Below are 25,849 nucleotides of genomic sequence, written 5' to 3'. Positions count from 1 at the left end.
GCGGGTAATTATCCAGCCAATGGATAGTGGGAATGAGGATTATTCATCAGGCTGAAAATGCCTGGATAAAGCCCAGGGAAACGACAGCGAGGCGAATGAAAGATTGACGCCAGAATAGTGGCTATTTAGTATTTTGATATTGAATTGATATCATTTCTGCTCGCACTCTGCTTCTTTCTGGTTCCGTTTTGCCTGTCAGGCATCGAGGGGCTGCCAGTTCGACCCTGCTTGCCGAAATCAATTTTTCCTCGCCATGGGCCTTCAGGATGAAGGCTCCAGGGGCTTGTGCTCCTGCATTGCTAAGAGACTGACATGGACGTTCGCCACTTCACCTTCCTGGCCCAGCAACCCTCTGCTGTCCTGCAATCCCGTGATTCGTTCTGCGGCTTGTCCAAGCGCAGCCTGGCGTTCGTCCTGGCCAACATGATGTTCTGGCAGCCGCTGGTGGCGATGGCCGACGGCATCGTGGTCAACGGCAGCGGTACAACCCTGGGACAGGCCGGCAATGGCGTGCCCATCGTCAACATTGCCACGCCCAATGGCAGCGGCCTGTCGCACAACAAGTTCAGCGACTACAACGTCGGCCAGCAGGGGCTGATCCTCAACAACGCCACCGGCCGCACCCAGGAAACCCAGCTCGGTGGAATCATTCTCGGCAACTCCAACCTGGGTGGCCGCGCGGCCAATGTGATCCTCAACGAGGTCAACGGCGGCAGCCCCAGCCAGCTCAAGGGCTACACCGAAGTGGCCGGGCAAGCGGCCCATGTCATTGTCGCCAACCCCTACGGCGTGACCTGCAACGGCTGCGGCTTCATCAACACCCCCAAGGCCACCCTGACCACCGGCAAGCCGGTGATCGAGAACGGCCAGCTCCAGCGTTACCAAGTGGACCAGGGCAGCGTCGCCATCGAGGGCGCGGGCCTCAACGCGAGCAATATCGACCAGTTCGAAATCATCACCCGCAGCGCCAAGATCAACGCCGAGATCCAGGCCCGGCACCTGGCGGTGATCGCCGGGGCCAACGACGTCGACGCCAAGACCTTGAACGCCACGGCCCGCACCGCCAACCCGGCGGATGCACCGCAACTGGCCATCGACTCATCAGCCCTGGGCGGCATGTACGCCGGGGCGATCAAGCTGGTGGGCACCGAGGCCGGGGTGGGGGTGAAGCTCGACGGCAAGCTGATCGCCAGTGGCGGTGATATCCAACTGGACGCCGATGGCCAGTTGCGCATGGCGGACGCCACTGCCGAGAAGGGCGCGGTGGCGATCAAGGCCGGCAGCCTGGAGGCCCAGGGCGCGGTCTACGCCGGTAGCGAACTCAAGGTGCAGACCAAGGGTGACCTGAGCAGCCAGAAAACCCTCGCCGCCCGCGACAGCATCCAGCTGGACAGCGGTGGCCAACTGAGCAACCAGGGCATCATCGAAGCCGGGGTCAATGCCGATAACTCTCGCAACGCCAACGGCGATATCAGCCTCAACGCCCGGGATCTCGACAACCGCGGCAAGAGCATTGTCGCCAGCCGCGACCTGACCCTGAACACGGCCCAGACCCTGGACAACCGGGGCGGTACCCTTAGTGGCCAGCATCAGGTGAAGGTCAGCGCCGGCACTCTGGACAACCAGAACCAGGGCCGGGTCCTGAGCAGCGACAGCCTGGAACTGCAGGCCACCCAGGTGCTGAACCACAATGCCCTGATCACCAGCGACGGCCAACTCAAGGCCGAGATCGGCCACCTGGGCAATCGCCACGGCGAGCTCAGCAGCCTGAGCCAGGTTCGCCTGCAACTGGCGGCGCTGGACAACGTTGCCGGGCTGGTGATGGCCGGTGAAACCCTGGATATCAACGCCAGCGGGGCCATCGACAACCGTGGCGGTGCCCTGGGGGCGGAGCGCTTGCTGAAGGTGCAGGCCGCATCCCTGGACAACAGCAAGGCCGGTAACCTGCGCAGCGAGAAGCGCCTGGAGGTCCAGGTCGCCGGGCGTCTCGACAACCAGGACAGGGGCTTGATTCAGGCTAACCAGGCCATGGAAGTACAGGCCGGGCAACTGGACAACCGCAAGGGCAGGATTTCCGGCAGCGACACCCTGGTGGTGCGCGGCGAGAGTGCGGACAACCGCGGTGGGGTGATACGTGCCGATCAGGCCCTGGGCCTGCACAGTCGTGACGTGGATAACCGCGACAAGGGCCGCCTGGAAAGCCGGACCGCCGTCACCGTCGAAGGCAACCGCCTGGACAACAGCGGTGGCCTGCTCAGCGCCACTTCAACCCTGACGCTGAACAGCGGCGAGGTGCTCAACCACGCTGGCCGCATCGCCAGCAAAGGCGAACTCCATGCCCAGGTGGACAGCCTTGTCCAGCATGGCGGCGAGCTGGTGGCCGAAGGCGTTCTGCATCTGCAGGGCCAGTCCCTGGATAACCGGGACCAGGGCCTGGTGGCCTCCCTCAAGGCCCTGACCCTGGACGTCGTCGAGGTGGATAACCGTGGTGGTGCACTGTCGGGCCAGGGGGAAGTGCAGGTCAACGGCCAGGGGCTGAACAACAGTGATGGCGGCAAGGTCCTGGCGGACCAACGCCTGCTGCTCCAGGTGGCCCGGGTCATCAACCAGAACCAGGGGCTGTTGTTCAGCAAGCAAGGGCTGACCCTGAGTGGCGACAGCCTGGACAACAGCGGCGGCCAGCTGGTGAGCCAGAAGCCGTTGCTGCTGACCCTGAGCGCAGCCCTGGACAACCAGCGCGGCCTGATCAGCGGCGAAGACCTGCTGACCCTCAAGGTTGGCAGCCTGGACAACCGCGGCGGACGCCTGACCGGTGCCCGGGCCCTGAGCCTCGACAGCCGCGGGGCGCTGCTCAACCAGGGCGGCTCGATCGTCGCCGAGCAGGGGCTGACCCTGGACAGCACCAGCCTGAACAACAGCGACAAGGGCGTGATCAGCGCCAAGGCCGATGCCCGCCTGGGCACCGGCGCTTTCGACAACAGCCAGGGCGGCAGCCTGACCAGTGCCGGGCAGTTGACCCTGACCACTGCCCAACTGACCAACAACCAGGGCCGGATCGGCAGCGACCAGGCCCTCAATGCCAGCATCACTGGTCTGCAGCAGCAGGGCGGCGAGCTGTTCAGCAACGCCGACCTGACCTTGGACCTGAACCATGGCCTGCTGGACAACCAGGGCGGCAACCTGCACACCCCGGGGCAGCTGTTGTTGCGCAACCTCGACCGGGTGGACAACCGCAGCGGTGAAATCTCCGGGGCCAAGGCCTTCAGCCTCAACGCCCGGGAACTGGACAACGGTGCCGGCAAGCTCCTGAGCAATCAGGCCCTGACCCTGCGCATCGAGCAGGCCCTGGCCAACGTCAAGGGGCTGATCTCGGCTGCAGCCATCGACAGCCGCAGCGCCAGTCTGGACAACCGCGACGGCCAGTTGCACAGCCGTGGCGACAGCCAACTGCAGGTCAGCGGGCACGCCGACAACCAGGGCGCAATACTGCTGGCCGAAGGGCAGATGACCCTCAAGGCCGCCAGCCTGGACAACCGCCAGGAGGGGCTGGTGGGCGCCACCCGCGCCCTGGACCTGCAGGTCGGGCGACTGGATAACCGCGGCGGTGAAGTGTCGAGCCGGCAGATCGACCTGAGCGGCGAGCGCCTGGACAACAGTGACCAGGGCCGCCTGCTGGCCAGTGGTGACCTGACCCTGAAGGTGGCCCGGGTGCTCAACCAGAACCTGGGCCTGATTTCCGCGGACCAGGGCCTGAGCCTCAGCGGCATCGGCCTGGACAACCGGGGCGGGCAACTGGTGGGGGCCCAGCGCCTGGACCTGGAGCTGGGTGAAGACCTCGACAACCGCAAAGGCCGGATCAGCAGCGAAGGCCGCCTGGCGATCCAGGCCCGCAACCTGAACAACGACCGGGGCAGCCTGTCCAGTGGTGGTGCCTTGCAGGTCAGCGCCGGGCAGGCCCTGAGCAACCAGGGCGGCAAGTTGTTGAGCGACGCGGGCCTGACCCTGGCCAGTGCCCGGCTGGACAACCAGCAGCAGGGCATCATCAGCGCCAAGGGCCGGCTGTCACTCAATACCGGAGCGCTGGACAACAGCCAGGGCGGCAACCTCAACAGCGGTGATGAACTGAGCCTGAACGCTGCCCAGGTCAACAACGAGCAGGGCAGCATCGGCAGCGCCAAGGCCCTGACGGCCTCGGTCACCGGGTTGCAGCAGCAGGGCGGCAAGCTGTTCAGCAAGAGCCGCCTGAGCCTGGACCTGAACCATGGCACCCTGAACAACCAGGGCGGCCTGATCAATGCCCCAGGTGTGCTACTGCTGAGCAACCTCGGCGCGGTGGATAACCGTCAGGGGGAAATCTCCAGCCAGCAGGCTTTCGAACTGGCCGCCCGCAGCCTGGACAACAGCGCCGGGCAGTTGCTCAGCAACCAGGCCCTGACCTTGCGCATCGAGGGCGCGCTGACCGCGCTCAAGGGCAAGATCGCCGCCGCCGCGTTGCAGATCGATGCCGCTAGCCTGGACCACAGCGGCTCGCTGCTCAGCGACAGCGAACTGGACCTGCGGGTCACTGGCCCGTTGCGCAACCAGGGCCTGATCCAGGCCGCCGGGCCGCTGCAGATCAGCGCCAACGGCCTGGACAACCAGGGTGGGCGCCTGCTCGGCGGCACCCGTGTGGGCATCGACCTGGGGGCCCAAGGCTCGGACCTGGACAACCGCCAGGGCCTGATCAACACCCAGGGCGTGCTGAGCATTGCCGGGCTGCGGGACCTGCAGAACCAGGCCGGGGAAATCTCCAGCACCCTGGGCTTCAACCTGGCCGGGCGCAGCCTGGACAACAGTGGCGGCAAGCTGATCAGCCACCAGCAGCTTGGGGTCGAGGCCGTGAACCTGGGCAACCAGCAGGGCCTGATATCCGGCTGGCAGGGGCTCAAGGTCAGCGGCGGCAGCCTGGACAACCGCCAGCAAGGTACCTTGTCGAGCCTGCTGGGGGATCTGAATATCGACCTCAGCGGCGCCTTGCTCAACAGTGCGCAAGGCGGGCTGGCCAGCCAGGGTCAGCTGACCCTCAAGGCCGCGAGCCTGGACAACAGCGACAAGGGCATCGTCACCAGCAAGGGCGAGCAGCAACTGATCCTTGGCAGTGGAGGTTTGAACAACGCCCGGGGCGGGCTGATTGAAAGCAGCGCCAGCCTCGACATCGGCGCCGGCGACCTGGACAACCAGGGCGGCCGCCTCAGCGCCGTGGGCGGCCTGAACTTCACCGGCAATAGCCTGAACAACCAGGGTGGCAACCTGCGCGGTGAAGGCGCGGTGACCCTCGATCTTCTGGGTGCCCTGGTCAACACCCAGGGCAAGCTGGCCGCCAGCGGCCCGCTGCTGCTCAAGCGTTCCAGCCGCATCGACAACCAGGGCGGGCAGTTGGTCAGCCAGAACCTGATGACTCTGTTCAGCAACAGCCTGGACAACAGTAACCGCGGCACCCTGGCCGCCAACGGTGCGCTGCAGGTCAACGTCAGTGGTGAGGTGCGCAACCAGAATGACGGCCTGATCTACAGCCGCGACGCCGGCCTGAGCCTGAGCGCCGGCAGCCTGAACAATGCCAAGGGCGCGATCCAGAGCGCCAAGGCCCAGACCCTGGCAGCGACCGGGGGCATCGATAACCAGGGCGGCAAGCTGATTGCCGAGGATGGTGACCTGGACATTCAAGGCGCCAGCCTGGATAACCGCGCGGGTGTGCTGTCCAGCCTCAAGGGGCTGTTCCAGGCCCGGATGTCGGGGGTGCTGAACAACCATGGCGGCCAGGCCGAGGCCCAGCGCCTGGATCTGCAAGCCCTGGCCGGTTTCGACAACGGCGCCGGACGCATGGCGGCCAAGGGTGGCGACTTGCTGCTCAATGCCGGCAGCGCCGGGGTGGATAACAGCCACGGCGGGCTGTATGCCAGCGGGCGGGTCAAGGCCAGCGGCAATCAGCTCGACAACAGCACCGGGCAGATCAACGGCCAGCACATCGACCTGGATTTCAACGGTTCCCTGGTCAACCAGGGTGGCCTGATTGAAAGCCGCGAGAGCCTGGCGCTGCGCGGCGCCAGCCTGGACAACCAGGGCGGCAAGCTGCGGGCCCTGGCCCCTGGCGGCAAGACCGACCTGCAGATCGGCGGGCTGTTCGACAACCGCAACGGCCTGCTGGAATCCGCCAACACCGACCTGACCCTGGCGGCGTCGGGTTTCCTCAATCAGGGTGGCAGCCTGCTGCACCTGGGCGAAGGCAACTTCGATATCGCCACCGGCAACGTGATCAATGCCGGCGGCAGCCTGGTCACCCGGGGCGGGCTGACGCTGACCGCCGACAGCTGGACCAACAGTAGCGTGATCCAGGCCGGGCGCCTGAACCTCGACGTCAACCACTTCAGCCAGACCGCCGCTGGCCAGTTGCTGGCCAGCCAGCACTTGCAGGCCCGGGGCGGCAACTGGAACAACGACGGGCTGCTGGCCAGCGATGGCAGCCTGGACCTGCAGATCGGCGGCACCTATTCCGGTAATGGCCGGGTATCCAGCCTGGGCACCCTTGGCTTTGGCGCGGCCCAGCTCAACCTTGGCGCCGCGGGCAGCATCGCCGGTGGCGGCGGTACCCAGGTCACGGTCGCCGGGCAACTGAACAACGCCGGGCGCCTGACCTCCAACGCCGGACTCTCGGTGAATGCCGGCGGCGTGCTCAACACCGGCACCCTGGGCGCCGCCCAGGGCCTGAACCTGACCACCCCGACCCTGGTCAACGACCACGGTTTCGTATTCAGCGGCCAGAACGCCGGCTTCAACGTCAATACCCTGACCAACAGCTATGGCGAGTTCTACAGCCTGGGCGGCCTGACTGTGGCCGGCATGGCGGCAGGCACCTCGGCGCAGAGTCTGAGAAACATCTCCGGCAACATCCAGAGTGGCGGCGATATCAATATCGCTGCACTGGATCTGGTCAACGACCGGGAAAAATACGAAGCCAGCCAGCAGATCACCGATGGCCGCATGACCATCCGCTGCGTCCAGCACTGCGGCGGTGGCGCCAGTTGGGTCCGGGGGCCGGTGTTTATCTACCGGACGGTGGAAGGCGTGGTGACCAGCGACTCGCCGCAGTCGACCCTGAACGCGGGGGGCAACCTGACGGTCAACAGCACCAGCTTCCTCAACCGCTACAGCACCGTGTCGGCAGGCAATGACCTGAGCATCACCAGCGGCACCATCACCAACCAGGCCTCCCTGGTGGCGTCCGGTTCTTCCGGCTATGAAGTCGGCGCCGGGGTCAAGATCAATCGCGGGCTGTTCTTCCAGCTGGCCCGTGACGTGCAGGCCTATGACCGGGCGCACCCGCAGGGCAGTGCCTTCAACCAGGAGGACTTCGCCGCCCTGGTGGCCAAGTTCAACCCGGGGATCTTCTATGGCATCGACCGGCCGGTAGAGACCTCGACCCAGAGCACTTCCGCCGCGCCGGCCATCATCCAGGCCGGTGGCAAGGCCCGGCTCACGGCAGCCAACGACATCAGCAATATCAGCGTGGTCAAGAATGCCATCGCCGTGGGCGGTAGCACCCGCGACACGGCGGTGGGCGCCTCCAGCAAGCCGCTGATGGTAGTGCTCCACTCCCAGCTACCGCCGGACCTGGCGCAGCAGCAGGTCAACCCCCTGAGCCTGCCCAACTTCAGCCTGCCATCCGGGCAGAACGGCCTGTTCCGCCTGAGCGGCCAGGGCGGCGCAGCGCAGCCCTCGGCCCCGGCGCAGAGCTGGAGCATGGGCGGCGCCAGCCTGGAACTGAGCACTCGCCAGGCCGGTCCGGAGCCGGTCCAGCCCCGGGAACTGAGCAACCGGCCGCTGCCGCAAGTGGCCCTGGGCGCTCGCGACCTGAACCTGGTTGATCACCAGGCCACGGGCATCGATGGCCGCGCAGCGACGGTGCAGGTGAACGCCGTGGCCGGGGATTCGCCGGGGGGCGTGCTGCTGCCCACGGGCAGTGCTGGCAACCAGAGCGTCAACCGCGTCCAGGGCCTGCCGGACAGCAGTGTGCGCAGCAATCCGCACAAGTACCTGATCGAGACCAACCCGCTGCTCACCGACCTCAAGCAGTTCATGGGTTCGGACTATCTGCTGTCGAAACTGGGCTACGACCCGGACCAGAGCGCCAAGCGCCTGGGTGATGGTTTTTACGAGCAGCGCCTGATCCAGCAAGCGGTCACGGCCCGTACCGGCCAGCGTTTCCTCGATGGCCAGAACAGCGATGAGGGCATGTTCAAGTACCTGATGAACAACGCCATCGCCAGCAAGGATTCGCTCAACCTGGCAGTGGGCGTGACCCTGACCTCCCAGCAGGTGGCGGCCCTGACCCACGACATCGTCTGGCTCGAAGAGCAGGAGGTGAACGGCGAGAAGGTGCTGGTGCCAGTGCTGTACCTGGCCAACGCCAACAACCGCCTGGCGCCCAATGGCGCACTGGTCCAGGGCCGCGACGTGACCCTGATCGCCGGCAAGGACCTGGTCAACTCCGGGACCTTGCGCGCCAGTGAGAACCTCAGTGCCACGGCGGGGACTGACCTGATCAACGGTGGCCTGATCGAGGCGGGCAATCGCCTGAACCTGCTGGCCGGGGACAACGTGGTCAACCAGTCCGGCGGTATTATCGCCGGGCGTGACGTGACGGTCCGCGCCCTGGCCGGGGACGTGATCAACGAGCGCAGCATCACCACCTTCCAGAGCAACCCGGGCTCCACCACCCAGCGCCTGGACTACGCCGACAACGCCGGGCGGATCGAGGCCCGCAACGACCTGAATGTCGGTGCCGGTCGCGATATAAATAACATCGGCGGGGTGCTGAGCAGTGGCGGCGACACGACCCTGATCGCTGCGCGCGACGTCAACCTGGTATCGGCCCAGGAGCACGACAAGCTCACCCGCGACCGCTACCTCAACGAAAGCATCACCCAGCACGGTTCAAGCGTCAGCGTCGGAAGGGATCTGGCGGTCAGCGCCGGACGCGACCTGACGGCAGTCGCCAGCCAGATCGAGGCCAAGCGCAACATCGCCATGGATGCGGCGGGTGACCTGACCCTGGCCTCGGCGGCGGATGAGCAGCACAGCTACTCCAAGACCAAGAAGGTCACCCGCCAGGAAGACCATGTCAGCCAGGTCGGCACTTCGCTGACCGCCGGGGCCGATGTGGTCCTCAGTGCCGGCAAGGACCTGAGCCTGATCTCCAGCCGTATCAGCGCCGGCAACGAGGCCTACCTGGTGGCCGGTGACAACCTGGAGTTGCTGGCGGCCCAGGACAGCGACTACTCGCTGTACGACATGAAGAAGAAAGGCAGCTGGGGCACCAAGAAGACCCGCCGTGACGAGGTGACCCAGGTCACCAACATCGGCAGCGAGATCACGACTGGCGGCGACCTGACCCTCAAGAGCGGTGGCGACCAGAAGTACCAGGTGGCCAAGCTGGAGAGTGCCAAGGACCTGACCCTGGACAGCGGCGGCGCGATCACCTTCGAGGGGGTCAAGGACCTGCACGACGAAAGCCATACCAAGAGCAACAACAACGCCTTCTGGAACTCCTCCAAAGGCCGCGGCAACACCGATGAAACCCTGCGCCAGAGCAGCCTGGTGGCCGGCGGCAGCCTGACTATCAAGGCCGTGGAAGGCTTGAAGATCGACATCAAGCACATTGACCAGAAGAGCGTCAGCCAGGCGATCGATGCCATGGTCAAGGCCGACCCGCAACTGGCCTGGCTGAAACAGGCCGAGGCCCGTGGCGATGTGGACTGGCGCCAGGTCAAGGAGATCCACGAGTCCTTCAAGTACAACAACTCGGGCCTGGGCCCGGCGGCGCAGTTGATCATCGCCATCGCCTTGTCGGCGGTGATGGGGCCGATGATGGCCGGGATGAACACCATGCTCCAGGCAGTGTCGGTCAGTGTGGCCACCAAGGCCACGGTCAGCACCATCGACAACCGCGGCAACCTGGGCAAGGTCCTCAAGGACGTGACCTCCAAGGAGAGCATCAAGGGCTACACAGTGGCCGCAGCCACCGCCGGAGTGGCCCAGGGGTTGAACTACAACCCGAGCGCCATGGGCCTGGATGCCAAGAGCCTGCAGACCGTGGCGGTCAAGGTCACGGCCGATGCCCTGATCAAGACTGCGGTCTATGGCGGCAGCTTCAAGGACAACCTGGCCAGCGCCGCTGCCGGCACCGCGGCGAGCATTGGCGGGGCCTATGGTGCCGGCAAGATCGGCGACCTGGGCCTGACCGAGGGCGGCCTGGCGAAAATCGCCCTGCATGCCGGGCTCGGCGGCCTGCTGTCTGAAGCCATGGGCGGTGATTTTCGCACCGGCGCCATCGCCGGTGGTGCCAACGAGTTGCTGGTGGGGGTGCTGGGGGACAAGCTGCTGCCGGACAACCTGATCCCCGGCTCGCCGGAGTACATCCAGGCCCAGGCCAACCTGATGGCGCTGTCGCAGATTGTCGGTGTACTCGGCGCGTCGGCGTCCGGTGGTGACATGAGCATCGCCTCGGCGGTGGCGGCCAATGGCACTCAGTACAACTACCTGACGCACCAGGCCTTCGACGAGGTGGGCAACTGCCTGTCGGGACGTACCTGCTCTACCGATGAGCAGAAGAAGGCTGCGGTGGCCAAGGCCGAGAAACTCAGCGAGTGGCTGGACTCGGAAATGCGCAGCCTCTGCGACAAGGCGCCGACCAGCGACAGTTGCCGCGCGGCGGTCAATGCCTCGATCAAGTACGTGGCCATGAAGGATGCCTGGAACATCATGAACAAGGATGTGACCCGTTCCTCGAAGAACACCTTCGACTATCTCTACAACACCGAAGGGGCTGCCGGGCGCCTGGTGACCTACTTGAACACCATCGACAACCGGGCCAATTTCTTTGGTGCCAGCCATGTCTACGAGCAGAACATGGGGATTGGTGCCAAGTGGTTCGGTGGGGCGGAAGAGGTGTCCAGGGCCGGTTGGACCGGCCTGGGAGCCGACGATAACCTCTCGTACATAACCTTTGGTGTCGGCCGGCTGATGGCGCCGGTCTATGACTGGCGCAAGGCAGCCGGGGATGCGCTGATCACCGGTGGCTTCGAGAACTTCAAGAACCTCTACAACAAGGCCACCAGCGATCCGGTCGCCTGGGACATCAAGCAGTTGAAAGGCGAACAGACTATCCTGCAGCCGATTCATGAGCAGTACATGGGCGACCGGAGTGCATTCACCTGGCTTTCCGGGCTGGTGACCGATACGTCGATCATGCCCGAGATAATGATCGGTGATCGAAAAGGAATGGATGGCGGCGTGGATATTCTGGATTACAAGTCCCGGGTGGAGTTTGGCTGCAAATTGCTGGGCTACTCCAAGAGCCAGGGCTGTGCGCCATGAGTGCGGCGGCTTACCCGCGCCGCCGGGTGTTCATGGCGTTTTTCTTCTGCCCGCTGGTGTTGGGGCTGGTGTTCGGCGCCTTCAAGTTCGTCACGCTGCTGGCCCACCTGGCCAGCAACCCGCGATTGCTGGGGGAGGTGCGGGGGGGCGAGTTGCTGCTGATGCCGGTGCTTGCACCGCTGGTGGCCCAGGTGGCGTTTCTGCTGCCGTTCCTGGTCTTCGCCCTGGGGGTGACGCTGATGAAGGTCTACCACAGCCCGCGCGCCTGTGCGGTGCTGGCCCTGGTGGGCGCAAGCGTGGCCAGCCTATGGGCGCTGATCTTCATCGCCCTGGTGGTCCATGGCGTGAAGAAGGCACAGTTCGCCGACTACCAGGTGGAGATGCTGGTGCTATTCGTGGCTGCCTGCCTGACCTGCTGGCTGGCGGCGCGCCTTTTCCTGCCCGAGAGCAATGCTGGTCCAGGGGTTGCTGACTGACCCCTTGCTCCGGCTGCCGTTATTGACAGCCGGGGCTGGCGCCGCGAATTATCCAGCCCCTGGATAATTTCGATGGGCATTATTCATGAAGCTCAATGTGCAGCGCCTGGACCTCAACCTGTTGCGGGTGTTCGACGCCTTGATGCAGGAGCAGAACCTGTCCCGGGCCGCGGTACGCCTGAACCTCAGCCAACCGGCGGTGAGCAATGCCCTGGCGCGCCTGCGTCGGCACCTGGACGAGCCGCTGTTCATTCGCACCGCCCGCGGCATGCAACCCACCTCCCGGGCCCTGAGCCTGCATGTGGCCGTGCGCCAGGCCCTGCACCTGTTGCAGCAGGGCCTCGATCCTGCTGCGGCGTTCGAGCCGGCGGCGGCCCAGCAACTGTTCACCTTGTCGATGAACGATTACGCCCAGGCGCGCCTGCTGCCGGCCCTGTCCCGACGCCTGCAGCAGGTAGCGCCCGGGGTCCGGCTGGCGGTGCGCAGCGACAGCGCCGACGCCATCGCCGCCTGGCTCGGTGCCGGGATGCTCGACCTGGCGGTGGACTACCTGTATTTCGACAGCCCGGACCTGTGCTACCAGCCGCTGCTTGAGGAGCAACTGGTGGTGATCGGCCGTCGCGACCATCCGGCCTTTGCCCCGCAACTGAGCCTGGAGGCCTACCAGGCTTGCCAGCACGTGGCGATTCCCGATCGGGGTGGGCGCGGCTCGCCCCTGGAAATCGTTCTCGGCTCGGCCAAGGTCCAGCGCCAGGTGCAGGTGTTCGTGCCCAACTACCTGAGCATTCCGCTGATCGTTGCCCAGTCCGACCTGCTGGGCACCGTGCCACGCTACCTGGCGGAGCATTTCTGCGCCTTGCTGCCGATCCGCATCGCCAGCCTGCCGCTGCTGGCGGCGCCGGTGCAGGTCAGCCTGATCTGGCATCGCCAGCAGCAACAGGCGCCGGGCCTGCAATGGTTGCGCAGGGAGATTGCGGCCATTGCCAGTGCTCCATAGTCGCCATGCACTCCGGGTAAACGGGGCGCTGCCCAGGTGGGGCCGACCTCGGCCGACCAGCTCTGGCTCCGGAATTTCTTGAGAAAGTGCCAAGTCTCAGAAATTTCCTACTTCCATTGGCGAAGTGTCTTGAACTCAGTTGAGTTCAATTTGGCTAGCATGGTTTTTTATCCGGAGCCGCGGTGATGTCGACGCTGAGCGTACTGTTGTTGTGTTCGAACGCTTTTCGGGTTCGACATTTTTCAAGAATTCTCGCGTCTTGCGGTTTTGCTCGGGTACAAGTGATCAGCGATGACTGCGACGGCGCTCAGTTCCCGCCCGCCCTGGATGAACTGGACCTGGTGATCTGCGACTCGCTGCACTCCCTGAACGCCATCCCCTACCTGCGCAGGCTCTGCGAGCACCACGGCTTTTTCTCGATGATGGAATGCGAAGCGCTGCAAGCGCCGATCCGTTGGGGGCTGGCGAACTTTCGCGTGCGTTCCGGCAAGTACTGCGTCGGCAGTTACAGCGAGCTGGACACGCTGCAGATCAGCGCCTTGCTGCTCAAGGCGCTGGCCATCAAGCGTACGGTGAAAGGCCATGCACGTGACGATGCTCCAGGGGCGGCGGGAGCTGGTTGCGCCAACAACGACTGGGTGGCCGAACTGGATGTTTCCCAGGCCCTGGAACAGCGGCAGATCGTGCCTTTTTTCCAGCCCCAGGTCTGCATGAAGACCCGGCGCATCACCGGCGCCGAAGTCCTGGCCCGTTGGCAGCATCCTCACAAGGGGGTGCTGGGGCCGCAGTTCTTTCTCGACCTGTTCGACAGCCCGCAGGGCCATCGCCAATTGTTCGATTGCCTGTTGCAGCAGGGCCTGGCGCTGCAGCGGCAGTTGCAGGGCCACGCCAGCGGCGATGCCCTGATGTTCTCCTACAACATTGAGGCCAGCCAGCTGAGCGATCCGCAATTCGCCTTGCGGGTGTTGCAACAGATCGACGAGGCGCAGGTGCCCACACGCCAGGTGACCCTGGAGATCACCGAGCGCCAGGCTCTGGTCCTGAGCATGCAGTGCATCGAGAACATCAGTGTGCTGGTGCACAGTGGCGTGCGTCTGTCCCTGGATGATTTTGGCACCGGGCATTCCTCGATCATGCGCCTGGCGGACATTCCCTTTGGCCAGCTCAAGCTGGACTCCGGATTTGTCGCCAACGCTACGGGGCCCAAGGAAACCCGGATCATCGAGGCCATCGTGGGGATGGCCGGTGCGCTGAACCTGGAGCTGGTGGCCGAAGGCATCGAGACCGAAAAGCAACGTGCGCACCTGCAGCGCCTGGGTGTCGATGCGGCCCAGGGCTTTCTGTTTCACAAACCGATGAATGCGGCCGCCCTGGTCCGGGTCCTGACGTTGAGCCGGCCGCCGCAGCGACAGCTCAGCCAGAGCTAGGACGCAGCGCGGTCACTGCGTCTTGAGCATCACATAGGCTTCACCGCCACGACGGTCGTGCATGAGGATGAAGGTCTGCCCGTTGAGGGTGATCTTGCTCGGTACGCTCTGGGCCACCGGGGTGCTGGAGAACTTGCCGGCCACGCTGAGAAATTGCTGGGTCAGCGAGCTGTCGTTCTGGGTCGGGGTGGTGATCGCGCATTCCTTGTTGGCCTGTATCTGCACGCCCAGGCTTTGGTCCTCGTTCATGCCCATCTTGGCGAAGCCGGCATCGGTCAGGTCACTGATGCCATGGTTGCGCGCGGCGGTCTCGGCGCCGGCGAAGGACGGCGCGGACTTCAGGCAGATATCGCGAAAGGCCAGGATGCCGGCGGAAGTGATGGTGGGCTCCGGGTTGATCTCCCGGGTCACGCTGGAGCAGGCGCCAAGCAGCGCCAGGGCGGTGAGGGTTGCGGCAAGTGGTGCGGTGCGGGGCAGAGTGCTCATGGAAATCCTTGGAAGCAGACGGCAAGGGGGGCGGGGAGGGTTCTTGCCGAATGAGGCATCGGCGCCCTGGCAGGGTAGGCAGGGGCATCGTTCAGATCAATCTTTTGTGTGAAAACCGCGTGTTGAACGGCTCCGGGGCGCTGCGGCTGGCGCAGTAATTGCCTGCCTCATGGCTCAGTTCAACGATGGGATCTGCGGCCATGCAATTACGAGCGTTGCGTTACTTCCACGAGGTGGCCCGGTGCGCCTCCCTGCGTCAGGCGGCGGAGCGCCTGTACGTGACCCCCACCGCAGTCAGCCGGCAGATCGAGCAACTGGAGCACTTCTTCGGCACCGCGCTGATCGAGCGCGGGCCCCGGGGCATTCGCCTGACCGTGGAGGGTGAATGCCTGGCCGAGCAGGTCACCTCCACCTTGCGCGGCTTCGACCAGGTGCGCGATGTGATCGCCAGCCGGCAGAGCCAGGTAGCGGGTAACGTCAGCATCCATGTGTCGGAAAGTATCGTTTCCAGCGTGCTGGCGCCGGTGCTGGCGGCGTTCAACCGGGCCCATCCGAAAGTCACCTTCAACATCGTCATCGCCAGTGCCGGCGCCACTCTGGATGCCCTGTGCAGCGGCGAGGCCGACCTGGGCCTGGCGTTCTACCTGCCGGAACGGGCCGAAGTGGAGGTGACCGCCCACTGCCAACTGTGGCACCGGGTACTGGTCAGCGCCGAGCACCCGTTTGCCCAGTGCCCGAGCATTCGCCTGCAGGATCTGGAGGGCCAGCCCCTGGCGATTCCCGACTCGGCCTACGGCGTGCGCCAGGCCCTGGAGGGCGCGGCGAAAAAGCGCGGAGTGAACATCCTTCCGGTATTCACCACCAGCTCCCTGGAGGTGCAGAAAAGCCTGGCCCGCCAACGTGCGGCAGTGCTGATCCTGCCCCAGGTGGATGCCGAGGCCCGGGACCTGGGGGATGGGCTGGTGGCCGTGCCGATCGACGACCAATACCTGGAGCGGATCCGGGTGGACCTGTGCGTGGTGCGCAACCGGCCCTTGTCGGTGGCGACCCTCAGGTGCCAGGAAATGCTTGTCCGGGCGATGCAACGCCATAGCCTGGCGTAGGAGCGGGCTTGCCCGCGAAAGCGTTTCCAAGAGCGCTGCACGGCTTACGGACCTCTTCGCCGGCAAGCCGGCTCCTACGGAGGAGGGGCGGTGGTCAGAACAGGTTGAACGGGAAATTCCCCACCAGGCGGAACTCGTCATAGCTGCCGTCGATCTGCCCGCCGCTGGCGCGGTGGTTGTAGACGATGGTGCGCAGCACCGCATCCTTGAGCCGTCCGGACTGCACCACATAGGCCAGCATCAGGCCGTTCTCGTTGTGCTTGGCGCCGTCCAGGCCGCGCACGTTGTAGCCGCGGTTGCGGCCATCGCGGTCACCGTCGTACTGGGTGCCGTCGATGCCCCAGCCCTTGGCGTGCCACAAGCTGGCGCTCAGCCCGGGCACGCCGTAGGCGGCAAGATCCAGGTCGTAGCGCAACTGCCAGGACTTTTCATTGGGGCCGTTGTAGTCCGAGTACAGGGAGTTGGCCATGTAGTTGCCGGTGGACTCCCACACATAGTCGAAGTACTCGTCGCCGAACACCTGCTGCCAGGCCAGGGTCAGGCTGTGGGCCTGATGGCTGCCGGTCAGCGCCAGACTGAAGGCGTCGTTATCGATGTAGCCCAGGCGCTGCTGGCCCTGGTCCCGGGTGTGGTAGTAGTTGAACGCGGTCTTCAGCGCCAGCCGGCTTTTGTCCCCGGCGCGGTGGGTCAGGCCCAGGTAGTACTGGTCCCACATGTTCTCGAAGCGTGAGGCATAAAGGCTGCCTTCCAGGCCCAGGCCGGGCTTGACCGTCGCGCCCAGGTAGCTGATGCGCTCGCCGCTGTAGGCGCGGTTGCCGAAGGTGGTGGTCAGGCGTTCGCTGCCGGTGCCGGTGCGCGGGATGGCCCGGTCGAAGCTGCCGGCCTGCAGCGACAACCAGTCGGTTTCATGGCTGTACAGGCCCACGCCCTGGAAGCTGGAGGGCAGGGCGCGGTTGTCCTTGTAGCGCAGCACCGGGTTGTCGGTCATCAGGCGCCCGGCCTTGAGTTCGGTGTTGGACAGGCGCAAGCGCACATCGCCGATGCCCAGGCGGCTCCAGGTGGGCAGGGCGTCGCCGTCACTGTCCACCAGCACTCGGTCGCCGCCATTGGCCACCCGGCCGTGGCCGCGCTCCAGGTTCACTGCGCTGAACAGGCCGGCGTCCACCCCAATGCCGATCAGCCCCTGGGTATAGCCGGAGCTGTACTTGAGCATGCCGGTCTGTACCCAGGTTTCCCGCACCCGGGTGCGCTGGTTGCCGTCGGGTTTCTTGATCGTCAGGTAGGTGTCGCGTTGGGTGTGCTGGTTGGAGTAGTAATGGCGCAGGTTGAGGTCCAGGCTGCTGCCTTCGATAAAGCCCGGGGCCTGGGCCTGCTGGCTTGGGCGCGGGTTGTCCTGGGCCAGCAGGGGGCTGCTGGCGCTCATGGCCAGGAGGCAAAGTACGAGCTGTTTCATGTCGCTTCCCCACAAATCAAAGGCGTCGAACCTCCGCCCGACCGCGGTCATGCGCGGCCGGCAGGGTAGAGAAAGACGCGGTGCCGGAAAAGGGTTTTGGGCAGTGAGGCGAATGCTCAGCGGGCGCGGGCTTCTGCGAGCCGTTGGCCGGGGGTGCTGCGCCCGGGTGTTTGTGGGCGGGTTTCCTTGGCGAACCAGGCGGCGGTCAGGCACACCAGGTTGGCCACCAGCAGGTAGCCCACGGGTGACATCGGGTTGCCGGTGGTGCCGATCAGCCAGGTGATGATGATCTGCGCCGTACCGCCGAAAGCCGCCACGCCAAAGGCGTAGACGATGGAGAAACCGGTGGAGCGCACCGCCTTGGGGAAACTCTCCACCAGCAGCACGATCAGCGCCGCGCCGCTCATGCCGTGCAGCCCGGAGAGCACCGCCAGGGTCAGCAGGAAGGTCGTCGGGCTGGGGTGCTCGGTCATCAGTTGCAACGCCGGGAACAGCACCAGCAACAGCACCACCCGCGGCGCCATGAGGATGGTGCGGCGGCCGAAACGGTCGCAGAGCATGCCGCCGGCAATCGCGCACACCGCCATGGCCGCGCCGGCCACCAGGGTCGAGAGCATGGAGATGCTGGTGGGCAGTTTCAGTTCGGTGAGGGCGAAGGTGGTCATGTAGTTGATGAAGTACTGGGTGATGGTGCTGCCCGACAGAATCAGCAGCCCCAGCACCAGCGCCCGGCGATGCTCGCCGAACACCTGGCGCACCAGGCTGCCGGTGCTGGCTGTCTCACCCTGGCCGTGGAAGGTTTCCGCCAGGTTGCGGCGGATGTAGATGCCGATTGGCAGTACCAAGAGGCCGAACACGAAGGGCACGCGCCAGCCCCAGCTGTTGAGGTCCTCGGGGGACAGCACCTGGGTCAGGGTGTAGCCCACGGTGCCGGCGGCCATGGCGGCCACGCCCTGGGCCACCACCTGCCAGCAGGCGTAGGTGCCGCGCTTGTGGGCTGGCGCGGCTTCGAGGATGTAGGTGGTGGCGGGGCCGGCCTCGCCACCCCAGGCCAGGCCCTGGATCAGCCGAGTGAGCACCAGCAGGATCGGTGCGGCGATGCCGATGCTTTCATAGCTGGGCAGGATGGCGATGCTGCCGGTGCCCACGGCCATCATCACCAGGGTCAGGAGCATCGCCGGCTTGCGCCCGACGCGGTCGGCGTAGGCGCCGATCAGCACCGCCCCCAGGGGCCGCACGATAAAACCGACACCGAAGGCGGTGACCGACAGCATCAGGCTGACAAAGGCGCTGTCGGAGGGAAAGAAGGTGTGGCCGATCATCACCGCAAAGGTGGCGTAGACCCCGAAATCGAAGAACTCCACGGCATTGCCGAGGATCACCGCGAATACGCTGCGCTTGCCTCCCGCCGAGTTGGGCGTTTCGGGCTCGGGTGTGGCGGATGGATTGGACGCTTGGCTGTGCATACTGGCCCCTCGAATTTTTATTCATAGGTTGCCCAGGCCCCGGGCGGCAAGGCCCGGGGCTGGGGTGAAGGTGGCAGTTTCGGTGTATCAGTGGGACGGCGGGTTCGGCCAGTTGTGGATCGCTCCACGCCAGCTCTCATAGGTCTTGGCCACTTGCAGCAGCCATTGATCGGCAAAGCGCGGGGCGATCATCTGCAGGCCGATGGGCAGGCCATCGGCGGCAAAACCGCAGTTGATCGACAGCGCCGGTTGTTCGCCCATGTTCCAGGGCAGGGTGAAGACGATGTGCTCGAACGGTTGCTGCGGGTCGTTGCTCGGTGACGGCCACTGGGCGGGAAAGCGGTTGACCTGGTTGGTGGGCGACAACACCAGGTCGAACTCGCTGAACACCTGTGCGGCACGCCGGCGCATCTCGAAGGTCTGGTTGAAGCCCAGCACCGCCTCGACCCCGGACAAGTCGGCCCCCGGCGCCGCCCAGTCGCGAATGTAGGGCAGCACCTTGGCGAACTGTTCGGCGCCCAGGGCCGAGAGTTCCGCCCATTGTCGGGCACGCCAGAAGCGGTCCAGGCCGTCCAGCTGAGCGCGGTCCATGATCGGTGCCAGGGTGCGGACCTGGGCGCCATGGCTTTCGAACAGCCGCGCAGCCTGTTCCACCGCCGCGCAGACAAAACCTTCCGGCTGCAGCCCCGCGCCGGGTTCCAGCATCAGGCCGATCTTCAAGCCGTTGACCGACACCGGCGCATCGCTCCAGTCGCCGGTCAAGGGCGGCAGGCTGGTGGCGTCCCGGGCATCGGGTCTGGCCAGATAGCGCATCATCAGCACCGCGTCATCGACGCTGCGGGTCATGGGCCCGGCGCAGCGTCCGGTGTAATACGGGTCGATGGGAATCCGCCCCAGGGTCGGCTTGAACCCCACCAGCCCGCACCAGGCGGCCGGCAGGCGCACCGAGCCGCCGATGTCGGTGCCGATGTGCAGCGGTCCATAACCGGCCGCGGCGGCCGCAGCGGCGCCGGAACTGGAGCCACCGGTATTGCAGGCGGTGTTCCAGGGGTTGCGGGTAATGCCGTGGAAGCTCGACAACCCCGAGGACAACATGCCGAAATCCGGCACCGTGGTCTTGGCCAGGATGATCGCCCCGGCCTCACGCATCCGCGCGGCGGGTGGCGCATCCTGCAACGCCGGCTTCAGCGTGGTGGCCGCGCTGCCCAGCGGAATCGGCGTGCCCTGGGTGGCGATCAGTTCCTTGATCGTCACTGGAATCCCGTCCAGCGGGCCGTTGGGGGCGCCCTTGTTCCAGCGCTCGGTGGCGGCCCGGGCCTGCAGGCGCACCTGCTCCGGATCGAAGGCGTAGAGCGCACGGATATGCGGCTCCCAGCGCCCGATATGGGCCAGCAGATGCTCGTAGTAGTCCAGTGGCGAGAGGGTGCGGCTGGCGAATTGCGCCAGCAGCTGGGTGGTGGATAGATCGTGCAAATCAGTCATCGAACGCATCCTTGTGTCGGGCGTCAGTCGGGTTGCTGATGGCCCGACTGTATCGCTTCCACCCTAGCCCAACCATCACAAAGGACGCAGCCTGGTGTTGCGTTTTTGTGAGCACTGCAGCGGCGTATCCCTTGGCCCGATTGAATACGGCCCCACCCAATCGCGACGTTCTGTAGGAGCGGGCTTGCCCGCGAAGGCGGCCTCAAGGTTTGCCCAAGGCTCGCGAGCCTCTTCGCCGGCAAGCCGGCTCCTGCGGGATTCTGCACGATGCCGGAACCAGGTGTAGGAGCGGGCTTGCCCGCGAAGGCGGCCTCAGGGTTTGCACAAGGCCCGCGGACCTCTTCGCCGGCAAGCCGGCTCCTACGGGATTTCGCCCGGGTCAGTGTCGCAGGACGGGGGCTTGGGGGTGGGGGCTGGGGAACGCTTGCTCATAGGCCCGGCACAAGCGCAGCACTTGCTCGTCGGCAAAGCGTGCGCCCACTACGTGCAGGCCCACGGGCAGGCCGTCGTCGGCAAAGCCGCAGGGCAGTGAAGCCGCCGGTTGCTGGGTCAGGTTGAAGGGGTAGCTGAAGGGCGTCCATTCCATCCATTCCCCCAGGCCCGAGCCCGGTGGGACGTTGTGTCCGGCGGCGAACGCAGTCAGGGGCAGCATGGGCGAGAGCAGCAGGTCGTAGCGCTCATGGAAGGCGGCCATGTGGGCCACCAGGGCGGCGCGCGCCTCCAGGGCGGCGCTGTAGTCGCTGAGGCTGATGCCTTCGCCCTGTTCGGCGATGCGCAGCAGGCCCGGGTCCAGCAAGGCGCGCTGGGCGGGGCTGAGGGCTGCGGTCAGGCGCGCCGCTCCGGAGAACCACAGGGTATTGAACATCTCCAGGGGATCACTGAAACCGGGATCGACCTGCTCGATCTGTGCCCCCAGTTGCGCCAGGCGCTCCACCGCCCGGGCCACCACTCGCGCCACTTGCGGGTCGACCTTGACGTAGCCGAAGTCCGGGCTGTAGGCGATGCGCAGACCCTTGAGGCTGGCATTTTCCGGTAACCAGGGCGTGCTGCGCGGTGCGCCGAGCAGGCCGTCACGGGCATCCGGACGGGCCACGGTCTGCAGCATCAGCACGGCGTCATCGACGCTGCGGGTCATCGGCCCCAGGTGCGAGAGGATGTTCATCGCACTGGCCGGCCACTGCGGCACGTAGCCGAAGGTCGGCTTGATGCCGAAGGTGCCGGTGAAGGCGCAGGGAATGCGGATCGATCCGCCGGCATCGCTGCCCTGGTGCAACACGCCGAGGTTCAGCGAGGCCGCCGCCGCTGCGCCGCCGGAGGAACCGCCGGCCGTCAGGCGAGTGTCCCAGGGGTTGCGAGTGATGCCGTACAAAGGGTTGTCGGTCACGCCTTTCCAGCCGAATTCCGGGGTGGTGGTCTTGCCCAGCAGCACCGCGCCGGCCGCGCGCATGAAGCCGGAGAAGGGCGCGTCGACTTCCCAGGGGCCGGCGGCCAAGGTAGTTTTCGAGCCCTTGCGGGTGGGCATGCCACGGGTCAGGGTCAGGTCCTTGATCGACGCCGGCAAGCCGTCCAGGGCGCCGCAGGGCTGGCCCTTGAGCCAGCGCTGTTCGGAGGCTCGTGCCGCGTCCAGGGCCCCTTGGTGGTCGATATGGCAATAGGCGTTGACCAGCGGATTGAAGCGCTCGATACGCGCCAGGGCATCCTCGGTGACCTCCACCGGTGACAGGCGCTTGTCACGGTAATGGCGCAGCAGTTCGACGCCGCTCAGGGCGGCGATGTCAGTGGCTTGCTTCATAGCGATTGAGCTCCTTGAGCGGCATTGACCATGGCCCGCAGCAGGACCGCGCAGCCGTCGGCCAGGTCCTGGGGCGCGGCGTTTTCAATTTCGTTGTGGCTGATGCCGCCCTCGCAGGGCACGAAGATCATCCCTGCCGGGCCCAGCTCGGCGATGAAGATCGCGTCGTGCCCGGCGCCGCTGACGATGTCCATGTGGCTCAGCCCCAGGTGCTCGGCGCCCTGGCGCACGGCGGCCACGCAGGCGGGGTCGAAGTCCAGCGGCGGGAAATCGGCGGTGGCGGTCAGCTCGAACGTCAGGCCGTGCTGGCGGCAGCTGTCTTCGATCACCTGGCGCACTTCATCGACCATGGCTTGCAACCGATCGGCGTGCAGGTGGCGCAGGTCGAGGGTCATCTGCACCTGCCCGGGGATCACGTTGCGCGAGCCCGGGTGCAGGCTCAGGCAGCCCACGGTGCCGCAGGCATGGGGCTGATGGGCATGGGCGATGCGATTGACCGCGCTGACCACTTGCGCCGCGCCCACCAGGGCGTCCTTGCGCAGGTGCATCGGCGTCGGCCCGGCGTGGGCCTCGACCCCGCTCAGGGTCAGGTCGAACCACTTCTGGCCCAGGCAGCCCATGACCACGCCAATGGTGGTCTGGCGGTCTTCCAGTACCGGCCCTTGCTCGATATGCGCTTCGAAATAGGCGCCCACCGGGTGGCCGAGTACCGCACGCGGACCGGCATAGCCGATGCGCTGCAGCTCGGCGCCCACCGACAGGCCCTGTTCGTCCTGCTTGGCCAGGGTCTCGGCGAGGTCGAACTTGCCGGCGAACACCCCCGAACCCATCATGCACGGCGGGAAGCGCGAGCCTTCCTCGTTGGTCCAGACCACCACTTCGATCGGCGCCTGGGTTTCCAGGCCCAGGTCGTTCAGAGTGCGGATCACCTCCAGCCCGGCCATCACCCCGTAGCAGCCGTCGAACTTGCCGCCGGTGGGCTGGGTGTCGATATGGCTGCCGGTCATCACCGGGGCGCGGTTCGGGTCACGCCCGGCGCGGCGGGCGAAGATATTGCCGATGCCGTCCACGCTGACGCTGCAGCCGGCTTCTTCGCACCAGCGCACGAACAGGTCACGGGCCTGGCGGTCGAGGTCGGTGAGGGCCAGGCGGCACACGCCGCCCTTGGCGGTGGCGCCCAGTCGGGCCAGGTCCATCAAGGACTGCCAGAGGCGCTCGCGGTTGATCAGCGGGGCATTGCTTTGCAAGGACTGCAGTGGGTCCAGTCGACTGTTCATGGCGTTTCTCCCGTCAGGCGCTCAGGGCCAGGTAGCGGTTCTTGATGGTCGGGTCGGCGCGAAATTCGGCGGCGCTGCCCTGGTAGACCACGCGGCCCTGTTCGAGCACGTAGTGACGGTCGGCGAGCTTGTCGCAGACCATCAGGTTCTGTTCCACCAGCAGCACCGGCAGGCCGTCTTCCTTGAGGGTGCGCAGGATCTTCACCAGCTCGTCGACGATCACCGGCGCCAGGCCCTCGGTGGGTTCGTCGAGGATCAGCAGCTTGGGGTCATTGAGCAGGGCACGGGCGATGGCCAGCATCTGCTGTTCGCCACCGGACAGGGCGTGGCCGGCGTTCTTGCGGCGTTCCTTGAGCCGCGGAAACATTCGGTAGATGTCGTCCAGTTGCCAGCGGCTGGCCTTGCGCTGGGCGATGCGCAGGTTTTCCTCGACGCTGAGCAGGCGAAAGATGCCCCGGTGTTCCGGCACCAGGGCCAGGCCCTGGCGGGCGATCTCGAAGATCTTCTGGCCCACCAGTTGCTGGCCGTTGAAGTGGATCTGGCCCTGGCGCGGGCAGATGATCCCCAGGATGCTGCGCAAGGTGGTGGTCTTGCCCGCGCCGTTGCGCCCCAGCAGGGTCACCAGTTCACCGGCCTCCACCTTGAGCGAGACGCCTTCGAGCACGTGGCTCTTGTCGTAGTAGGAATGGATGTTCTCGACGGTCAGCATCAGGCGGCTTCTCCCAGGTAGGCGACACGCACACGCTCATCGGCGCGCACCACTTCCGGCGTGCCCTCGACCAGGATCTGGCCGTGGCTCATCACGGTGATGCGCTGGCTGATGGACATGACGATGCTCATGTTGTGTTCGATCAGCAGCACCGTGTGGTCGCGGCCCAGGTCGCTGATCAGTTGGGTCATGATCGGGATGTCATCGATGCCCATGCCCGAGGTGGGCTCGTCGAGCATCAGCAATTGCGGTTTCGAACAGATCGACATGCCCACTTCCAGCACCCGTTGCTGGCCGTGGGACAGCTCGCCGGCCAGGGTCTGGGCCCGGGCCGTGAGTTGCAGGCGTTCCAGCACCTGGTCGGCCACCTCCAGGTGCTCGCGACGGCTGTCCACGTGGCGCCAGAAGTTCAGCGCTCCCAGGCCGTCGCGGCCCTGGGCGGCCAGGCGCAGGTTCTCCCGCACGCTGAGGTTCTGGAACAGGCTGGTGAGCTGGAAGGAACGCGCCATGCCCAGGCCGACCCGGCCGTGGACGGGTTTCTTGATGATGTTCTTGCCGTTGAAACGGATGGCCCCGGCGGTGGCCTGGCGTTCGCCGGTCAGGCAGTGGAACAGGCTGGTCTTGCCGGCGCCGTTGGGGCCGATGATGGTGTGGATGGTGCCGGCCTCGACCTTGAGGTTGACCCCGTTGACCGCGTGGAAGGCACCGTAGGCCAGCTCCAGGTTCTGGGTTTCCAGCAGGTACTGCGCAGGCTTGCTCATGAGCGTTTCTCCTCGGCCAGCAAGGCCGTCTTGCGTGAACCTTTGAGGCGTTCCACCAGGCTCGACAAACCGCCCCACAAACCGCCACGCATGAACACCACCACCAGGATCAGGATCACCCCCAGCAGAATCAGCCAGCGTGGCCACAGCTCGGAGAGGAACTCGCCCAGCAGCACGATGGCGCCGGCGCCGAGCAGGGAACCGAACAGCGAGCCGGTGCCGCCGACGATGGTCATGATCAGGATGTTTTCCGACATCGCCAGGTCGATGTTCGACAGCGGTACGAAGTGCAGGAGCATGGCGTACAGCGCCCCGGCAATCCCGGTGACCGCGCCGGAGAGCATGAACACCAGGATCTTGAAATGCCGGGTGTCGTAGCCGATGGCGGCGGCGCGGGTTTCGTTCTCGCGGATGGCCATCAGGGTGCTGCCGAACGGCGAGGCGATCACCCGCCGGGCACCGATGAAGATCAGCAGGAACAGCACCGCGACAAAGCCGTAGAAATAGCGGGCGTCGGCCAGGGACAGCAGCACTGTGTCACCGATGCGGATCTCCGGGCGCGGCACGCTGAGCAGGCCGTTGTCGCCGCCGGTCCAGTCGCTGAGGGTGTAGGCGATGAAGTAGGCCATCTGGCTGAAGGCCAGGGTCAGCATGACGAAGTAGATGCCGGTGCGGCGGATCGCCAGGGCGCCCACCAGCAGTGCCAGCAAGGCTCCCACCAGCGCCGCGCCGAGCAGGGCACTGAACAGCCCCAGCTGCAGATGGATCATCAACAGGGCGGCGCAGTAGGCACCGGCGCCGAAGAAGATGCCCTGGCCGAACGACAGCAGCCCGGTGTAGCCCAGCAGCAGGTTACAGGCCAGTGCGGCGAGGGCGAAGATCAGGATCTCGCTGGCCAGGGTCGCCGACGGCAGCACCAGAGGCAGGCCGATCAGCACCGCGATCACCAGCCACAGCAGGCCGCGCGATTGAGTCTTGGCAAAGGGCAGGGGGTTTTTCTCGCTCATG

General features: G+C 65.8%; 14 protein-coding genes. 5 read left to right on the top strand and 9 right to left on the bottom strand.

The window, feature by feature from the left end; translation table 11 throughout:
• The first annotated feature begins 312 nt into the window (after positions 1 to 312).
• From AC1RMG_RS19445 to AC1RMG_RS19430, 4 genes are all read left to right on the top strand, one after another.
• On the top strand, positions 313 to 11,412 hold the full coding sequence (locus AC1RMG_RS19445; protein ID WP_493169982.1) for a two-partner secretion domain-containing protein: 11,100 nt from the start codon (positions 313 to 315) through the stop codon (positions 11,410 to 11,412).
• Positions 11,409 to 11,888: a hypothetical protein gene (locus AC1RMG_RS19440; RefSeq protein ID WP_227454146.1), complete on the top strand. Its 480-nt coding sequence runs from the start codon at positions 11,409 to 11,411 to the stop codon at positions 11,886 to 11,888. Before AC1RMG_RS19445 ends, AC1RMG_RS19440 begins: the two co-directional genes overlap by 4 nt.
• An 85-nt stretch (positions 11,889 to 11,973) precedes the next feature.
• On the top strand, positions 11,974 to 12,885 hold the full coding sequence (gene bsrA, locus AC1RMG_RS19435; protein WP_493169980.1) for a LysR family transcriptional regulator BsrA: 912 nt from the start codon (positions 11,974 to 11,976) through the stop codon (positions 12,883 to 12,885).
• Positions 12,886 to 13,070: 185 nt separating this feature from the next.
• Positions 13,071 to 14,312, top strand: coding sequence for an EAL domain-containing protein (locus AC1RMG_RS19430; protein ID WP_493169978.1), 1,242 nt, complete (start codon positions 13,071 to 13,073; stop codon positions 14,310 to 14,312).
• A 12-nt stretch (positions 14,313 to 14,324) separates the two neighbouring features.
• Here the strand turns inward: AC1RMG_RS19430 and AC1RMG_RS19425 are convergent, their stop codons facing one another.
• A complete protein-coding gene (locus AC1RMG_RS19425) occupies positions 14,325 to 14,798 on the bottom strand; it encodes a hypothetical protein (protein ID WP_015636104.1) in 474 nt (157 codons plus the stop codon).
• Positions 14,799 to 14,998: 200 nt separating this feature from the next.
• On the opposite strand from AC1RMG_RS19425, the gene AC1RMG_RS19420 reads away from it, so the two are divergent.
• The gene (locus AC1RMG_RS19420) at positions 14,999 to 15,901 is read left to right on the top strand and encodes a LysR family transcriptional regulator (RefSeq protein ID WP_015636103.1); all 903 of its coding nucleotides are present in this window, start codon (positions 14,999 to 15,001) and stop codon (positions 15,899 to 15,901) included.
• A gap of 94 nt (positions 15,902 to 15,995) precedes the next feature.
• Here AC1RMG_RS19420 and AC1RMG_RS19415 read toward each other — a convergent pair whose 3' ends face one another.
• From AC1RMG_RS19415 to AC1RMG_RS19380, 8 genes are all read right to left on the bottom strand, one after another.
• The gene (locus AC1RMG_RS19415; RefSeq protein ID WP_401153889.1) at positions 15,996 to 17,354 is read right to left on the bottom strand and encodes an OprD family outer membrane porin; all 1,359 of its coding nucleotides are present in this window, start codon (positions 17,352 to 17,354) and stop codon (positions 15,996 to 15,998) included.
• A 116-nt stretch (positions 17,355 to 17,470) separates the two neighbouring features.
• A complete protein-coding gene (locus AC1RMG_RS19410) occupies positions 17,471 to 18,820 on the bottom strand; it encodes a citrate-proton symporter (protein ID WP_493169976.1) in 1,350 nt (449 codons plus the stop codon).
• A gap of 87 nt (positions 18,821 to 18,907) precedes the next feature.
• Positions 18,908 to 20,302 carry an amidase gene (locus tag AC1RMG_RS19405; protein WP_493169974.1) on the bottom strand — a complete coding sequence of 465 codons (1,395 nt, stop codon included), beginning with the start codon at positions 20,300 to 20,302 and terminating at the stop codon, positions 18,908 to 18,910.
• Positions 20,303 to 20,681: 379 nt separating this feature from the next.
• The gene (locus tag AC1RMG_RS19400; protein ID WP_401025099.1) at positions 20,682 to 22,094 is read right to left on the bottom strand and encodes an amidase; all 1,413 of its coding nucleotides are present in this window, start codon (positions 22,092 to 22,094) and stop codon (positions 20,682 to 20,684) included.
• Positions 22,091 to 23,371: a Zn-dependent hydrolase gene (locus AC1RMG_RS19395; protein WP_169893477.1), complete on the bottom strand. Its 1,281-nt coding sequence runs from the start codon at positions 23,369 to 23,371 to the stop codon at positions 22,091 to 22,093. The genes AC1RMG_RS19400 and AC1RMG_RS19395 overlap by 4 nt, the downstream gene beginning before the upstream one ends.
• A gap of 13 nt (positions 23,372 to 23,384) precedes the next feature.
• A complete protein-coding gene (locus AC1RMG_RS19390) occupies positions 23,385 to 24,080 on the bottom strand; it encodes an ABC transporter ATP-binding protein (protein ID WP_053152508.1) in 696 nt (231 codons plus the stop codon).
• Positions 24,080 to 24,841: an ABC transporter ATP-binding protein gene (locus AC1RMG_RS19385; protein ID WP_493169971.1), complete on the bottom strand. Its 762-nt coding sequence runs from the start codon at positions 24,839 to 24,841 to the stop codon at positions 24,080 to 24,082. The genes AC1RMG_RS19390 and AC1RMG_RS19385 overlap by 1 nt, the downstream gene beginning before the upstream one ends.
• A complete protein-coding gene (locus AC1RMG_RS19380) occupies positions 24,838 to 25,848 on the bottom strand; it encodes a branched-chain amino acid ABC transporter permease (RefSeq protein WP_041118906.1) in 1,011 nt (336 codons plus the stop codon). Before AC1RMG_RS19380 ends, AC1RMG_RS19385 begins: the two co-directional genes overlap by 4 nt.
• Between the last annotated feature and the right edge of the window lies 1 nt (position 25,849).

The sequence above is a fragment of the Pseudomonas sp. GW822-FHT04H02 genome, from assembly GCF_058800645.1.
Note: the sequence above shows the minus strand (reverse complement) of the source record. Positions and strands in the feature narration are given on the sequence as shown.

Bases quoted from the DNA above. Each gene is read 5' to 3' on its own strand.
- AC1RMG_RS19445 (WP_493169982.1), top strand. From the start codon at position 313: ATGGACGTTCGCCACTTCACCTTCCTGGCCCAGCAACCCTCTGCTGTC.
- AC1RMG_RS19440 (WP_227454146.1), top strand. From the start codon at position 11,409: ATGAGTGCGGCGGCTTACCCGCGCCGCCGGGTGTTCATGGCGTTTTTC.
- bsrA (WP_493169980.1), top strand. From the start codon at position 11,974: ATGAAGCTCAATGTGCAGCGCCTGGACCTCAACCTGTTGCGGGTGTTC.
- AC1RMG_RS19430 (WP_493169978.1), top strand. From the start codon at position 13,071: ATGTCGACGCTGAGCGTACTGTTGTTGTGTTCGAACGCTTTTCGGGTT.
- AC1RMG_RS19425 (WP_015636104.1), bottom strand. From the start codon at position 14,798: ATGAGCACTCTGCCCCGCACCGCACCACTTGCCGCAACCCTCACCGCC.
- AC1RMG_RS19420 (WP_015636103.1), top strand. From the start codon at position 14,999: ATGCAATTACGAGCGTTGCGTTACTTCCACGAGGTGGCCCGGTGCGCC.
- AC1RMG_RS19415 (WP_401153889.1), bottom strand. From the start codon at position 17,354: ATGAAACAGCTCGTACTTTGCCTCCTGGCCATGAGCGCCAGCAGCCCC.
- AC1RMG_RS19410 (WP_493169976.1), bottom strand. From the start codon at position 18,820: ATGCACAGCCAAGCGTCCAATCCATCCGCCACACCCGAGCCCGAAACG.
- AC1RMG_RS19405 (WP_493169974.1), bottom strand. From the start codon at position 20,302: ATGACTGATTTGCACGATCTATCCACCACCCAGCTGCTGGCGCAATTC.
- AC1RMG_RS19400 (WP_401025099.1), bottom strand. From the start codon at position 22,094: ATGAAGCAAGCCACTGACATCGCCGCCCTGAGCGGCGTCGAACTGCTG.
- AC1RMG_RS19395 (WP_169893477.1), bottom strand. From the start codon at position 23,371: ATGAACAGTCGACTGGACCCACTGCAGTCCTTGCAAAGCAATGCCCCG.
- AC1RMG_RS19390 (WP_053152508.1), bottom strand. From the start codon at position 24,080: ATGCTGACCGTCGAGAACATCCATTCCTACTACGACAAGAGCCACGTG.
- AC1RMG_RS19385 (WP_493169971.1), bottom strand. From the start codon at position 24,841: ATGAGCAAGCCTGCGCAGTACCTGCTGGAAACCCAGAACCTGGAGCTG.
- AC1RMG_RS19380 (WP_041118906.1), bottom strand. From the start codon at position 25,848: ATGAGCGAGAAAAACCCCCTGCCCTTTGCCAAGACTCAATCGCGCGGC.